The sequence below is a fragment of the Gemmobacter nectariphilus DSM 15620 genome, from assembly GCF_000429765.1.
GTDB classification, from domain to species: Bacteria; Pseudomonadota; Alphaproteobacteria; order Rhodobacterales; family Rhodobacteraceae; genus Wagnerdoeblera; species Wagnerdoeblera nectariphila.
Genome location: NZ_AUCM01000005.1, coordinates 120,082 through 133,604, shown reverse-complemented (window position 1 = coordinate 133,604; position 13,523 = coordinate 120,082). Strand labels below are relative to the sequence as shown.

11 protein-coding genes are annotated in these 13,523 nt (G+C 65.4%); 4 read left to right on the top strand and 7 right to left on the bottom strand.

Annotation, left to right across the window (positions count from 1 at the left end):
• The first annotated feature begins 60 nt into the window (after positions 1–60).
• Complete coding sequence (locus G481_RS0105620) at positions 61–816, top strand: zinc-ribbon domain-containing protein (RefSeq protein ID WP_028029153.1); 756 nt, start codon at positions 61–63, stop codon at positions 814–816.
• A 120-nt stretch (positions 817–936) separates the two neighbouring features.
• Here G481_RS0105620 and G481_RS0105615 read toward each other — a convergent pair whose 3' ends face one another.
• From G481_RS0105615 to G481_RS0105605, 3 genes are all read right to left on the bottom strand, one after another.
• Positions 937–2,643 (bottom strand): bifunctional sulfate adenylyltransferase/adenylylsulfate kinase, encoded by a 1,707-nt coding sequence (locus G481_RS0105615; RefSeq protein WP_028029152.1) that lies wholly within the window; start codon positions 2,641–2,643, stop codon positions 937–939.
• Positions 2,644–2,836: 193 nt separating this feature from the next.
• Positions 2,837–4,126 carry an ammonium transporter gene (amt, locus tag G481_RS0105610; RefSeq protein WP_051294345.1) on the bottom strand — a complete coding sequence of 430 codons (1,290 nt, stop codon included), beginning with the start codon at positions 4,124–4,126 and terminating at the stop codon, positions 2,837–2,839.
• Between the two features lie 78 nt (positions 4,127–4,204).
• A complete protein-coding gene (locus G481_RS0105605) occupies positions 4,205–4,543 on the bottom strand; it encodes a P-II family nitrogen regulator (RefSeq protein ID WP_028029150.1) in 339 nt (112 codons plus the stop codon).
• A 269-nt stretch (positions 4,544–4,812) separates the two neighbouring features.
• Between G481_RS0105605 and G481_RS22940 the strand changes: the two genes are divergently transcribed.
• From G481_RS22940 to G481_RS0105590, 3 genes are read left to right on the top strand one after another with little or no spacing between them, the layout of a single operon-like run.
• Entirely contained in the window at positions 4,813–7,014 is a 2,202-nt protein-coding gene (locus tag G481_RS22940) for a transglycosylase domain-containing protein (protein WP_035025237.1), read from the top strand.
• A gap of 30 nt (positions 7,015–7,044) precedes the next feature.
• Positions 7,045–7,911, top strand: coding sequence for a DUF6544 family protein (locus G481_RS0105595; RefSeq protein ID WP_028029149.1), 867 nt, complete (start codon positions 7,045–7,047; stop codon positions 7,909–7,911).
• Positions 7,912–7,946: 35 nt separating this feature from the next.
• Entirely contained in the window at positions 7,947–9,320 is a 1,374-nt protein-coding gene (locus tag G481_RS0105590) for an L-serine ammonia-lyase (RefSeq protein WP_028029148.1), read from the top strand.
• 90 nt (positions 9,321–9,410) lie between these two features.
• On the opposite strand, the gene G481_RS0105585 is transcribed toward G481_RS0105590, so the two are convergent.
• The 4 genes from G481_RS0105585 to G481_RS0105570 all read right to left on the bottom strand — a co-directional run bounded on the left by G481_RS0105585 (position 9,411) and on the right by G481_RS0105570 (position 13,472).
• Complete coding sequence (locus tag G481_RS0105585) at positions 9,411–10,331, bottom strand: manganese-dependent inorganic pyrophosphatase (RefSeq protein ID WP_028029147.1); 921 nt, start codon at positions 10,329–10,331, stop codon at positions 9,411–9,413.
• Positions 10,332–10,442: 111 nt separating this feature from the next.
• On the bottom strand, positions 10,443–11,816 hold the full coding sequence (gene dnaA, locus G481_RS0105580) for a chromosomal replication initiator protein DnaA (RefSeq protein WP_028029146.1): 1,374 nt from the start codon (positions 11,814–11,816) through the stop codon (positions 10,443–10,445).
• 434 nt (positions 11,817–12,250) lie between these two features.
• Positions 12,251–12,526: a 30S ribosomal protein S20 gene (gene rpsT, locus G481_RS0105575; RefSeq protein WP_028029145.1), complete on the bottom strand. Its 276-nt coding sequence runs from the start codon at positions 12,524–12,526 to the stop codon at positions 12,251–12,253.
• A gap of 169 nt (positions 12,527–12,695) precedes the next feature.
• Positions 12,696–13,472, bottom strand: a complete 777-nt coding sequence (locus tag G481_RS0105570; RefSeq protein ID WP_028029144.1) for an enoyl-CoA hydratase — start codon at positions 13,470–13,472, stop codon at positions 12,696–12,698.
• Positions 13,473–13,523: the final 51 nt, after the last annotated feature.

Sequence of the window (13,523 nt, the reverse complement as noted above, 5' to 3'; positions counted from 1 at the left end):
ACAACGTCGACAATGGGCGCTGCCAAGGGGGCCAGGCAGCACGAGCGGGGATAATGGCCGATGCGACTGATTTGCCCGAACTGCGACGCCCAATACGAGGTGGACGCGTCGTTGATACCTGCCGAAGGGCGGGATGTGCAATGTTCTGCCTGCGGCCATGTCTGGTTCCAGTCCCCCGATATGACCGAGGCGGAGCTGGTCGAGGCCGAGCCCGAAGAGGCGCCCGCCCCCGAGCCTGAAGATCCGCAGGTGCTGCGGCGTCACTCGCTGGACGAATCCATGCTGGCCGTGCTGCGCGAAGAGGCCGAGCGCGAGACCCGCGCCCGGTCCGAGGAAGCCGCGCGCGCCGCTGCCCGCAGTCTGGAGATGCAGCCAGAGCTGGGCCTGCCCGAGGCGCCTGCCGCCCCGCGCCTGCGCATTCGGCCCCGGGCGCAGGCCCCGGTCGACGAGCAGCCCGAACCCGAGGACGAGGCCCCGGAGCCACCCGCCCCGCCCCGCAGCGCGCGGCGCGAGCTGTTGCCCGACATCGAGGCGATCAACTCGACGCTGGATGCCAGCGGGGCTACGGGCCGCAATGCCGGCGCGGGCGTGATCACGGCGGCGCCGGATGCCGGGCGCAGCGGGTTCCGGCTGGGCTTTGGGCTGGTGATCTTGCTGGCGGTGCTGGCCTGGCTGCTTTACGCGCAGGCGCCGCGCCTGATCGCGGCCGCTCCGCAGGCCGAGCCGGCCTTGCGCGCCTATGTTGCGACCATCGACAAGGGGCGTGTGGCGCTGGACGGGTTGATGCAGCAGGCGCTGAACGCGCTGGGAAACTAGCGGTCCCGCGATCCGATACCGAACGGCCCGCCATTGGCGGGCCTTTTTCATGGCGCCCGGCCCCGAAATGCAAAAGGCGCCCCCGCGAAGGGGCGCCCCTTTGGTTCGATGGAACAGGCCTCAGGCCTTGATCAGGCCCATCGCTTCCAGCTTCAGGATGACCTGCTGGGCGCAGTAATCGACGTCCAGACCTTCGGTATCCAGCTTGAGTTCGGGCTTTTCGGGGGCTTCGTAGGGGTCCGAGATGCCGGTGAATTCCTTGATCTTGCCTTCGCGGGCCAGCTTGTAGAGGCCCTTGCGGTCCCGCTTTTCGCATTCCTCGACCGAGGTCGCGACATAGACTTCGATGAAGGCGCCATAAGCCTCGATCATCTCGCGCACGGCGCGGCGGGTCGCGGTGTAGGGCGCGATCGGCGCACAGATCGCAATGCCGCCGTTCTTGGTGATCTCGGACGCGACATAGCCGATGCGCTTGATGTTGATGTCGCGGTGCTCTTTCGAGAAGCCGAGTTCCGACGACAGATGCTTGCGCACCACGTCACCATCCAGCAGCGTGACCGGACGGCCGCCCATCTCCATCAGCTTGACCATCAGCGCGTTGGCGATGGTCGACTTGCCCGAACACGAGAGGCCGGTGAAGAACACGGTAAAGCCCTGCTTGGCGCGCGGCGGCGAGGTGCGGCGCAGTTCGGCCACCACTTCGGGGAACGAGAACCATTCCGGGATCTCCAGCCCTTCGCGCAGACGGCGGCGCAGTTCGGTGCCCGAGATGTCCAGCACGGTGCAGCCTTCCGGCACTTCGTTCGCCGGGTAGTACTGCGCCTTTTCCTGCACATAGACCATGTGCTTGAAGTCGACCATGGTCACGCCGATTTCCTCTTCGTGCTGCTTGAAGAGTTCCTGCGCGTCATAGGGGCCGTAGAAATCCTTGCCCTGGCTGTTCTTGCCGGGGCCGGCATGGTCGCGGCCGACGATGAAATGGGTCATGCCGTGGTTGCGGCGGATCAGGCCGTGCCACACGGCCTCGCGCGGGCCGGCCATGCGCATGGCCAGGTTCAGCAGCGACATGTGGGTCGTCGATTGCGGGTATTTGTCCAGCACCGCCTCGTAGCAGCGCACGCGGGTGAAGTGATCGACGTCGCCCGGCTTGGTCATGCCCACGACCGGGTGGATGACCAGGTTCGCCTCGGCCTCGCGGGCGGCGCGGAAGGTCAGTTCCTGGTGCGCGCGGTGCAGCGGGTTGCGCGTCTGGAAGGCGACGACCTTGCGCCAGCCCATCTTGCGGAAATAGGCGCGCAGCTCGTTCGGGGTCTCGCGGCGGGCCTTGAAGTCATAGTGCATCGGCTGCTGGATGCCGGTGATCGGGCCACCCAGATAGACCGGGCCCGCGACATTGTGCAGGTAGTTCACCGCCGGGTGGGCCAGATCGTCGGCACCAAAGACCTTCTCGGCCTCTTTGGCCTTGTTCGGGACCCATTTGTCGCTGACCGACATGATCGCCAGGATCACGCCTTCCTGATCGCGCAGCGCGATGTCGGTGCCCGGCTCGATCCCGTCGGCGAACTTCTCGCTGACGTCCAGCGTGATCGGCATCGGCCACAGCGCGCCATCTGCAAGGCGCATGTTGTCGACGACGCCGTCATAATCGGCCTCGGTCAGAAAGCCCTTGAGCGGGTAGAAGCCGCCATTCATCAGCAGTTCAAGGTCGCAGATCTGACGGGGGGTCAGATCCCAGGAAACAAGATTACCAGCTTCGAATTTCAGTTTCTGGGCAGATTCTGCAGAGACATACAGCTCGGGAATCGGTGCGGTATTGGACAGGGCCATGGGATCTCGGCTTTCATAAAACAATGCGGACAGACAGCTTTCGGCGCCTGGCGTGGCCATAGCCTTGCCCGCGGGTGGATTTCAAGCAGGAAAGGCGATTCCGATTATGCAGTTGCGGAAAAACGCCGCCCCAAAGGGAACGCCCGGCCATCGGGCCGGGCGCTCGGTCGTTTGTGTCAAATGTTGGCCAGGTTCAGCCTTTGACGAACTCGGGATAGGCTTCCATGCCCAGCTCGGCCTTGTCGAGGCCCAACATCTCGTCTTCGGCCGAAGCGCGCAGGCCGAAGATCGCCTTGACGATGAACCACACCACCAGCGAGGCCACCACGGTGAACACGCCCACGATGACGATCGACTTCAGCTGCACCCACAGCGAGGCGTCGGGGTTGGTGAAGACCACCGCGATGGTGCCCCAGATGCCCGACATCAGGTGAACCGGCACGGCGCCGACCACATCGTCGATCTTCAGCTTGTCGAGGAACGGCACGGCGAAGACCACGATCACGCCGCCAACGGCACCGATCAGGGTCGCAGCGCCCAGGCCAGGGGTCAGCGGCTCGGCGGTGATGGCGACCAGACCGGCCAGAGCGCCGTTCAGCACCATGGTCAGGTCGGCCTTCTTGTACATCGCCATGGTCAGGATCAGGGCGATCACGGCACCGCCAGCGGCGGCTGCGTTGGTGTTGGCCATCACGCGGCCCACGTCTGCGGCGTCACCGACCGACGAGAAGGCCAGCTGCGAGGCGCCGTTGAAGCCGAACCAGCCCATCCACAGGATGAAGGTGCCCAGCGTGGCCAGCGCCAGGTTGTTGCCCGGCATGGCGACGGTCTTGCCGTCCTTGTACTTGCCGATGCGCGGCCCAAGGATGATGGCGCCGACCAGGGCGGCCCAGCCACCGACCGAGTGCACGACGGTCGAGCCGGCAAAGTCGAGGAAGCCCATCTCGTCCAGGAAGCCGCCGCCCCATTTCCACGATGCCTGGATCGGGTAGATCAGCGCGGTCAGGACCAGCGTGAAGATCAGGAAGGGGATCAGCTTGATCCGTTCGGCCAGCGCGCCCGACACGATCGAGGCAGTGGTGGCGCAGAACATGACCTGGAAGAAGAAGTCCGACGAGGTCGAGGCATAGTCATAGGCATCAAGGCCCGAGACTTCGACGCCCACGGCTTCCAGCTGGGCGGTGCCGATGGCGCCCAGGATGCCCTGGATCATCCAGCCGTCGCCCGGATACATGATCGAATAGCCGAGGACGTAATACATGATGCAGGCGACCGAGAACACGGTGATGTTCTTCATCAGCTGCATGGCGGCGTTCTTGGACCGGACAAGGCCGGCTTCCAGCATGGCGAAACCGGCGGCCATCCAGAATACCAGGATCCCGCCGATGATCATGATCAGCGAGTTCATGATGAAGACCATATCGGTCGGAACCGCGGCCGGGGCGGTGGCTTCCTGCGCCCAGGCGGGCAGGCCGGCAATCATCGACACCGCAAGGGCCGAGACTCCAGCGAACTTCAGACGGTTGAACATTTCTTCTGCTTTCCCTTCACAAGCCGCAGGTCAGAGCGCGTTGTCGTCGGTCTCGCCGGTGCGCACGCGCACCGCGCCCTCGACGTCGAGGACGAAGATCTTTCCGTCACCGATCTTGCCGGTGGTGGCGGTCGCGCGGATGGTGTCGACGACCTGATCCGCCATGGTGTCGCTGACGACCAGCTCCAGCTTGACCTTGGGCACGAAGTTCACTGCGTATTCTGCGCCGCGATAGATTTCGGTATGACCCGACTGCGTGCCGAAGCCCTTGATCTCGGTTACCATCATGCCGCGCACGCCGATGGCGGTGAGCGCCTCGCGCACCTCCTCGAGCTTGAACGGCTTGATCGCTGCTATGATGAGTTTCACGTCGTCACCCTTCCTTTGGCAGGCGGCCCGCGATGGGCCCACGGCGCCACCTCACGCCAATGTGCAGGTGCAGCACAACGCTGGACGCAGGCGGAAACCGGCCCAAGACAGCGCAAAATGCACAAGTTTTGCACAATTGACGGGCATTGATTAAGTTTTGGGCGGTATGCTGACGCGAATCGTCGGGTCTTCCCCCTTCGCACTCTGGCCGTTCCGGGCTATTGTGCCGCCAACAAGGCAAGGGCCCGACAACGGGCGGACAGGCACGCATGACGGCAAAGGGATCAGGCAAGCCACCCATGGTGGCGGTGCGTCGAACGGGTTCTGCGCGCAAGGCGCCGGCGGGCAAGACGCCGGCCAAGGCGCCTGCGCCCAAGCGCAAGGCGCCCCGCCCGCCGCGGCGCGGCGGGATCGTCGGGTTCTTTTCCGGCATCTTGCGGTTCATCTGGCGCATGGTCTGGGGCGTCGCCTGGCGGGTGACGGCGGTTGTCGCGCTGATCCTGTTCGCTGCCACCTGGTTCTTTCATGCCCAGATGCCCGAGCTGTCCGCATTGCTGGACGGGCGCCAGCGCGGATCGGTCACGCTGCTGGACCACGAGGGCAATGTCTTTGCCTGGCGGGGCGAAACCTATGGCGGGCAGGTTTCGTCCACCAATGTCTCGAAACATCTGCGCAATGCGGTGGTCGCAACCGAGGACAAGCGGTTCTTTGGCCATTTCGGCGTGTCGCCCCGCGGCATTGCCAGCGCGATTCGCATCAACCTGTCCGAAGGCCGCGGGGCCTTTCAGGGCAACGGCGGGTCCACCATCACCCAGCAGGTCGCGAAACTGCTGTGCCTTGGCGTCGACTATGACCCCAAGCGCTGGAAGACCGAGGCGGAGTATGAGGCCGACTGCCGCAAGGGCTCTCTGGTGCGCAAGCTCAAGGAAGTGCCCTATGCCTTTGCGCTGGAATGGAAATATTCCAAGGACGAGATCCTGACGATCTACCTGAACCGCGCCTATCTGGGCGCGGGGGCGCGCGGGTTCGAGGCGGCGGCGCAGCGCTATTTCGGCAAATCCTCGCGTCAGGTCAAACCGGCCGAGGCAGCGATGCTGGCAGGTCTGCTGGTGGCGCCGTCGTATTATGCGCCGACCAACAACCTCAAGCGCGCGCAGGACCGGGCCAGCGTGATCATCGGGCTGATGCAGGATCAGGGCTACCTGACCAAGGCCGAGGCCGACGATGCCCGCAGCCATCCTGCCACCCTGTCGCCCGAGGCCGAACAGCGCGCGGGGGGCTATTTCGCCGACTGGGTGGTGGACAGCGCCCCCAGCTATCTGGCCCGCGACACGACCGAGGATGTGACCATCCACACCACGCTGGACCAGCACCTGCAAAAGGCCGCAGAAAGCGCCGTGGATGCGGTCTTCGAGACCAAGCTCAAATCCGGGTCCAAGGCGCAGGCCGCTGTCGTCGTGATGTCGGCCGATGGCGCGGTGCGGGCCATGGTGGGCGGGCGCAAGATCGGCGCGCCCGGATCCTTCAACCGGGCCACCATGGCGCGGCGGCAGACGGGGTCGGCGTTCAAGCCGTTTGTCTATGCGGCGGCCTTGGACATGGGCTATTCGCCGGCCGATTATGTCGATGACAGCCCGCTGACCATTCGCGTGCCTGGATCGGGCCCATGGACGCCGCAAAACTACACGCGCGACTTCAAGGGCGTGATGACCCTGACCGAGGCGCTGAAGGAATCGCGCAACATCCCCGCCGTGCGCATCTCCGAGGCGGTGGGCCGCGATGCCGTGCGCCAGGTGGCCGAGCAGTTCGGCATCGTCTCCGACCTTGCGCAGGGGCCGGCCCTGGCGCTTGGCGTGTCCGAGGCAACGCTGGTGGAAATGACGGGCGCCTATGCCGGCATCCTGAACGGCGGCTCGTCGGTCAAACCCTACGGCTTGATCGAGCTGCGTCTGAAGGGCGACAAGACCCCGCTGATCACCCAGTCCGGCGGCATCGGAGAGCGGGTGATCCAGGAAGACGCCGCCCGCTATCTGACCTGGATGATGATGCAGGTCATAGACAGCGGCACCGGCGGACGGGCAAGACTGCCGGGCCGCGAGGCGGCTGGCAAGACCGGCACGACTCAGGCGGCCCGGGATGCCTGGTTCGTGGGGTTTACCGCGGACTATGTGGCCGGTGTATGGATGGGTTATGATGACAACACCCCGCTGACCGGCGTCACCGGCGGTGGTCTGCCAGCAGAGATCTGGAAAGAGGTCATGGTGCGTGTGCATGAAGGGCTGCCCTCACGTCCGTTGCCGAAGAAGGTGCCGGAACCGCGCCTGCCCCCGCAGGTGCCCGGCACCTCGTCCGAGGCATCCTCGGGCGGTGTGCCGCAGCCCGGCCAGCCGCAGCCTGGGGCCCGTCAGCCCGATCTGGCCGACCGGATCATCAACGAAGTGCTGGGGACTTTCCTCGGGGGGCGCTGGTAGGGCGCTCTGACTTGGGCAAAGGGGGCGAAGATGCCGGGCTGGCTGACCGCGTTGGGCGCTGGACTGGCGGGGCTTGTCGCCGCAGGCGTCTGGCGCCGCCAGGCCGATTTGCGCGATGATCGGCAGGCCTCGGCGGCGCTGTCCGCCCGGCCGGCGCCCACCCGTTTCGATCCTGCCATGCTGGACGGCCTGCCGCCGCTTGCCCGCCGCTACCTGACATGGGCGATCGCGCCGGGCACGGTGCTGTCGCCGGTGGTGTGCCTGCAGATGCGGGGCCGCTTTGTGCTCAACGGCAAGGGTCTGCCGATGCGGGCCCGGCAGGTTCTGGCGCCGCCGCATGGCCTGGTGTGGCAGGCGCATATCGGGCAGGGGATCGGCGCCTTTTCAGGGTCCGACGGTCTGCTTGCCTTGCCCGGGCAGCCCGCGCGCAGCTGGACCCGCTTTCGCGCCCTTGGGCTTGTCCCGGTTGCCCGCGCTGGTGGCACGCCCGATCATCTGCGCTCTGCCGCCACCCGCGCCCTGATGGAGGCCGTCTGGTGCCCCGCGGCGCTGCTGCCGCAGGCGGGCGCGGTCTGGCGCGATCTGGACGGCGCACAGACCGAGGTTGGCTTTCCCGCCCTGACGGGTGTTGCCCCGATGCGCCTTGATCTGGCCGAAGATGGCAGCCCGCGAACCCTTGTCGCGCCGCGATGGTCCGATGCGAACCCGCAAAGACGCTGGCAGCTGCAACCCTTTGGCGGCCGTGTTCTTGCGCATGGCAGGTTCGGCGGGTTCCGCATCCCCACGCATGTCGAAATGGGCAACCACTGGGGCACCCCCGCCTATGCGCCGTTCTTCGAAGCCGAGGTGACGGGCGCCGACTTCACCGCCAGCCCATTGGCTTTGGCCACCGGCTGAGGCAGACTCGCGCCATCGCGGTGCGAGGAGGCATCATGTTCCTGTCGGTGTTCGAGATCTTCAAGATCGGCATAGGGCCGTCGTCCTCGCATACCATGGGCCCCATGGTGGCGGGCCGGCGCTTTCTGGACCGGCTGCGCGGCCTGCCGTTCCATGCCCATGGCCTGCGCGCCAGCTTGCACGGATCGCTGGCCTTTACCGGCGTCGGCCATGCGACCGACCGGGCGACGATCCTTGGCCTTGCCGGGTTCGCCCCCGACAGCTACGACCATGCCCTCGCCGAAGCGGCGCTGGACGACATTCGCACCCATCGCCGCATCCGGGCCGAGGGGCTGGGCGATCTGGCCTTCGACCCGGCCCGCGATCTGATCTTTGACTATGGCCCGCCGCTGCCGGGCCATGCCAATGGCATGGTGCTGCGGGCCACGGACGCCCAGGGCGATGTGATCTTTCAGGAAACCTATTACTCGGTCGGTGGCGGCTTTGTCCTGACAGCCGACGAACTCGCCCAAGGCGCCGAGGCCCGCCCCGCTGCCCGCGTGCCCTATCCGTTCGAGACGGCAGCCCAGATGCTGCAGATGGCGCGCGAATCCGGCCTGTCGATTGCCGCCATGAAGCGCGCCAACGAATGCGCGACCCGCCCGCCCGCAGACCTTGACGCAGGCCTTGCCCGGCTCTGGCAGGTGATGGCCGCCTGCATCGACCGCGGCATCGCGGCCGAGGGCATTCTGCCCGGCGGGCTGAAGGTGCGCCGCCGCGCCCATGGCATCCATCAGGCGCTGCTGGCCGAACGCGGCCGCAACCTTGCCCCGCCGCATGTCATCAACGACTGGATGAGCCTTTATGCCATGGCGGTGAACGAGGAAAACGCGGCCGGCGGGCAGGTGGTGACAGCGCCCACCAATGGTGCCTCGGGCGTGGTGCCTGCGGTGATCCGTTATTGGCTGGATCATGTCCCCGGCGCCTCGCAGGACCGCGTGGGCGAGTTCCTGTTGACGGCGGCCGCCATCGGGGGCCTGTGCAAGCACAATGCCTCGATCAGCGGGGCGGAATGTGGCTGTCAGGCCGAGGTCGGCAGCGCGGCGGCCATGGCGGCGGCGGGGCTTTGCGCGGTCTTGGGCGGCTCGCCGGCACAGGTGGAAAACGCCGCCGAAATCGCCCTCGAACACCACCTTGGCATGACCTGTGACCCGGTCAAGGGGCTGGTCCAGGTGCCCTGCATCGAACGCAACGGCCTTGGCGCGATCAAGGCGGTCTCTGCCGCCTCTCTGGCCTTGCGGGGCGATGGCCAGCATCTGGTCAGCCTTGACGCCTGCATCGAGACGATGCGTCAGACCGGCCGCGACATGAACGAGAAATACAAGGAAACGTCACTGGGCGGGCTGGCCGTCAACGTTCCGAACTGCTGATCCCCTTCGCCTTGATACAAATATCCTGCGGGGGGAATTCCCGCCGGCCCTGGCCGGCGGGGATGGGGGGCGCAAAGCCCCCCTTCACGATCACAGCTTGAGCGCCGGAATGATCTGCTTCTTGCGGCTCATGATGCCCGGCAGCACGACCGTATCGCCCGACACGGTGCAGCCAAAGCTGGCTTCGGCCAGTTGCTTGACCAGATCGTTCGGCACCAGAAGCGTCGCTTCTTCCTTGATGATGTCGACGACGAACAGCAGCACCTGATCAGCGCCGTCTTCCTTGGCCACGTCCACCATGCTGGCCATCAGGCTGTCCTTGCGGTCCAGCACGACCTTGGGCGCGGTGGTTTCCAGCACGCTCACGCGCAGTTCCTTGCCGGCGACGTTGTATTCCTTGCTGTCCATCCGCAGCAGCTCGGCGTCCGAGAACGCGGACACGTCCGACTTCGCCTCGAACATCGCGGTGGCCAGCTCGTTCAGGTTCACGCCCAGATCGGCAGCCAGCTTCTCGGCCACGGCACGGTCATGCGGGGTGGTGGTGGGCGAGCGGAATTCCAGCGTGTCGGACAGGATGCACGACAGCATCGCGCCCTTGATCCCGCGCGGCGCGGCGGTCAGCGCCTCGCCCATCAGGTCGTGCATGATGGTCGCGGTGCAGGCCAGCGGGCGGATGGTGATGTCGATCGGGTTTTTCGTCTTCAACCCGCCCACCAGCATGTGGTGGTCGATGATGCCTTCGATCTTGGCATCGTTCACCGAGGGGGGCAGCTCGGCCGGGTTGTTGGTGTCAACGATGACAACCTTGTCCTCGGCCGACACGTCCGCAATGATTTCCGGCTTGGCCAGATCCCAGTGCTTGAGCACGAAGGCGGCTTCGGTGTTCGGCTCGCCCAGCAGCACGGGTTTCGCCGGGGTGCCCTTCACTTCGGACAGGTACCAGGCCCAGATGATGGGCGAGCCGGTGGAATCGGTGTCGGGGGATTTGTGGCCGAAAACGAGCGTGGTCATGGAAGCGCCTTCGCGAAGGTTGCAATTTCGGGCGCGTTATAGGCGGGGGCGCTGCGAATGTCACCTTCTGCAAGCAGGCTGCGGCGAATTTCTGCGCCGCAGCGTGGCGCCTCAGCCTTCCAGCAGGCGGCGCAGCATCTGCAGATCGTCGGCAAGGTGGCTGTCGGTCGACATCAGCTCTTCGATCTTCTTGACGCCATGCATGATGGTGGTGTGATCGCGCCCGCCAAAGCGGCGGCCGATTTCCGGCAGGCTGCGCGAGGTCAGCTGTTTGGACAGATACATCGCCACCTGACGCGGCCGGGCCACGGCGCGCAGGCGTTTCGGTCCGATCATGTCCGACAGGCGAATGTTGTAATGTTCCGCCACCTTGCGCTGGATTTCCTCGATCGTGACCTTGCGGTCCGAGGCGCGCAGGATGTCGGCCAGGCAGTCCTGCGCCAGATCCAGCGTGATTTCCCGCCCGACCAGCGAGGCAAAGGCGAACAGCCGCGTCAGCGCGCCTTCCAGCACCCGCACGTTCGAGGTGATGCGATGGGCCAGGAACTCCAGGACACCCGGCGCAATCTTCAGGCCCGGATACTGGCCGCGGTAGAAATCCGCCTTCTGCTGCAAGATGCCAAGGCGCAGCTCATAGTCGGTCGGGTGCAGATCGACGATCAGGCCGCATTGCAGGCGGCTGGCGATTCGCTCTTCAAGGCCCTTGATCTCGCCCGGGGCGCGGTCGGCGGAAATGACGATCTGGCGGTTCTGGTCAACCAGCGCGTTGAAGGTATGGAAGAACTCTTCCTGCGTGCTGTCCTTGCCGGCGATGAACTGCACGTCATCGACCATCAGCACGTCAACCGAACGGAACAGCTCCTTGAAGGACATGATCTGCTTGTCGCGCAGCGCCTGGACAAAGCGGTACATGAACTGCTCGGCCGACAGATACAGAACGCGCGCGTCCGGGTTGCGGGCGGTGATCTCGTGGGCGATGGCGTGCATCAGGTGGGTCTTGCCCAGCCCCACGCCACCATAGAGGAACAGCGGGTTGAAGCTGACCGGCCCGCCCTCGGCCACGCGGCGTGCGGCAGCATGGGCCAGCTGGTTCGGCTTGCCGACCACAAACGTGTCAAAGGTAAAGCGCGCATCCAGCGGGGCGCTGGTCAGTTCGGCCTCGTCGGCCGGGCGGGGCTGGGGCTGGGCGGCGGGCGCGGCGGCCACCGGGCGGGCCGCAGGCGCCGGGGCAGGGCGCGCGGCCTGACGGGCGACCGCGAATTCGACGCGCGCCACCGGGGCGCCGGAATTCATCAGCTCGCGCCGGATGTGTTCGCCAAAGTTGCGCGCCACCCAATCGCCATGAAAGCTGGTCGGAACGGTAAACCGTGCCACACCGTCAGACAGGTCGGCGAATCGCAGGGGCTCGATCCAGGTCAGGTAGTTGTTGCGGCCCACCCGCTTGATAAGCTCTTCACGCACCTGCCCCCAAGTTTCTTCCGTCATCTGTCCCGATCTGAACATTGTTGTTGTCATTGCCACAGCCACCCCGGAAGGGATGGCCATGCCTGCCAATGGCGGTCACGTTTCGCTCTGGGGGAGGACGCGAGATGCAGACAACACACTGGCACGCCACGAAACGCCTGCGGGAGCAGTCGAATCGCGGCGCGCAGGAATTGCGCATTTCAAAACAAATGCAAAGGGTTGGCAGAACGCGGCAGGCCCCTTGCGATCGTCATGTCCCCCCCCAGGAGACGATGTGAATCGCAGGCCCAAGCTAGCAATCCCGGCAAGGCGGCCGCAACCGAACTTCGCTGTTGACTCGGGGATTGCCGGATCCGAATCCCGCAGCCTTTGCACAGATGCCACAGTTGCGTGACAAAAACGAACGGGCGCCCGAATGGGGCGCCCGTCACAACGTCTTGAGATGTCGGAAGAATTCAGGCCGAAGCGGTGCCCAGGGCCTTCACGCGGGCCGACAGGCGCGACATTTTGCGCGCGACCGTATTCTTGTGCAGAACGCCTTTGGTGACGCCACGGTCCAGTTCCGGCTGCACGGCCAGCAGAGCCGCCTTGGCCGCGTCGGCATTGCCCGAGGCGATCGCTTCTTCCACCTTGCGCAGGTAGGTGCGGATGCGCGAGCGGCGTGCCTTGTTCACGGCATAGCGGGCTTCGGACTGACGGGCGCGTTTTTCGGACTGGGGCGTATTGGCCATGGGCTTTCGATCTTTCAGGTCTGTTACGTTACGGTTGCGCAAAAGACCCGAAACCCGGTCACAGATGACCGGATCGATTCTTGCCTAAGCGGGCCCACGCGCATGTAAGGGCGGCGCATACACCATCGCCGCACCAAAGGAAAGGGGCGCCGGCGGCGCCCCCCTTGAATTACTTGTCGCGGAACTGCGGGGTGCGCTTTTCCATGAAGGCGGCCATGCCTTCCTTCTGATCCTCGCTGGCGAACAGCGAATGGAACACGCGGCGCTCGAACAGGATGCCTTCGCGCAGCGTGGTCTCATAGCTGCGGTTGACCGATTCCTTGACCACCATCACCGCGATCTGCGATTTTTCCGCGATCTTGCGGGCGGCGGCCATGGTTTCCTTCATCAGATCCTTGAGCGGCACCACGCGCGAGACAAGGCCCGAGCGTTCAGCCTCGGCCGCGTCCATGAAGCGGCCGGTCAGGTGCATGTCCATCGACTTGGACTTGCCGACAAAGCGCGTCAGACGCTGGGTGCCGCCGATCCCGGCCACGACCCCAAGGTTGATTTCCGGCTGGCCGAACTTGGCATTGTCGGCGCAGATGATGAAATCGCACATCATCGCCAGCTCGCACCCGCCGCCCAGGGCATAGCCGGCGACCGCGGCCACGATGGGCTTGCGCACGCGCAGCAGGGCTTCGGTTTCCGGGGTAAAGAAATCCTGCGTGAACATGTCGACAAAGGATTTCTCGGACATCTCCTTGATGTCGGCGCCAGCCGCAAAGGCCTTTTCCGATCCCGTCAGGACGATGCAGCGCACCTTGTCGTTCGCGTCCAGCGCCCCAAGCGCCTCGGCCAGTTCGCCCAGCAACTTGCCGTTCAGCGCATTCAGCGCCTCGGGCCGGTTCAGCCGCACGACGGCGACGTAGTCCTCGATCTCGACGATGATCGTCTCAAAGGCCATGGCTTGTTCCCCAGTCGTTTTTCTGGGCCGAGTCCTATCAGGACCGGGGCA

Excerpts from the sequence above, each read along its gene's own strand:
- G481_RS0105620 (WP_028029153.1), top strand. The coding sequence starts at position 61 with ATGCGACTGATTTGCCCGAACTGCGACGCCCAATACGAGGTGGACGCG.
- G481_RS0105615 (WP_028029152.1), bottom strand. The coding sequence starts at position 2,643 with ATGGCCCTGTCCAATACCGCACCGATTCCCGAGCTGTATGTCTCTGCA.
- amt (WP_051294345.1), bottom strand. The coding sequence starts at position 4,126 with ATGATTGCCGGCCTGCCCGCCTGGGCGCAGGAAGCCACCGCCCCGGCC.
- G481_RS22940 (WP_035025237.1), top strand. The coding sequence starts at position 4,813 with ATGACGGCAAAGGGATCAGGCAAGCCACCCATGGTGGCGGTGCGTCGA.
- G481_RS0105595 (WP_028029149.1), top strand. The coding sequence starts at position 7,045 with ATGCCGGGCTGGCTGACCGCGTTGGGCGCTGGACTGGCGGGGCTTGTC.
- G481_RS0105590 (WP_028029148.1), top strand. The coding sequence starts at position 7,947 with ATGTTCCTGTCGGTGTTCGAGATCTTCAAGATCGGCATAGGGCCGTCG.
- G481_RS0105585 (WP_028029147.1), bottom strand. The coding sequence starts at position 10,331 with ATGACCACGCTCGTTTTCGGCCACAAATCCCCCGACACCGATTCCACC.
- dnaA (WP_028029146.1), bottom strand. The coding sequence starts at position 11,816 with ATGACGGAAGAAACTTGGGGGCAGGTGCGTGAAGAGCTTATCAAGCGG.
- rpsT (WP_028029145.1), bottom strand. The coding sequence starts at position 12,526 with ATGGCCAATACGCCCCAGTCCGAAAAACGCGCCCGTCAGTCCGAAGCC.
- G481_RS0105570 (WP_028029144.1), bottom strand. The coding sequence starts at position 13,472 with ATGGCCTTTGAGACGATCATCGTCGAGATCGAGGACTACGTCGCCGTC.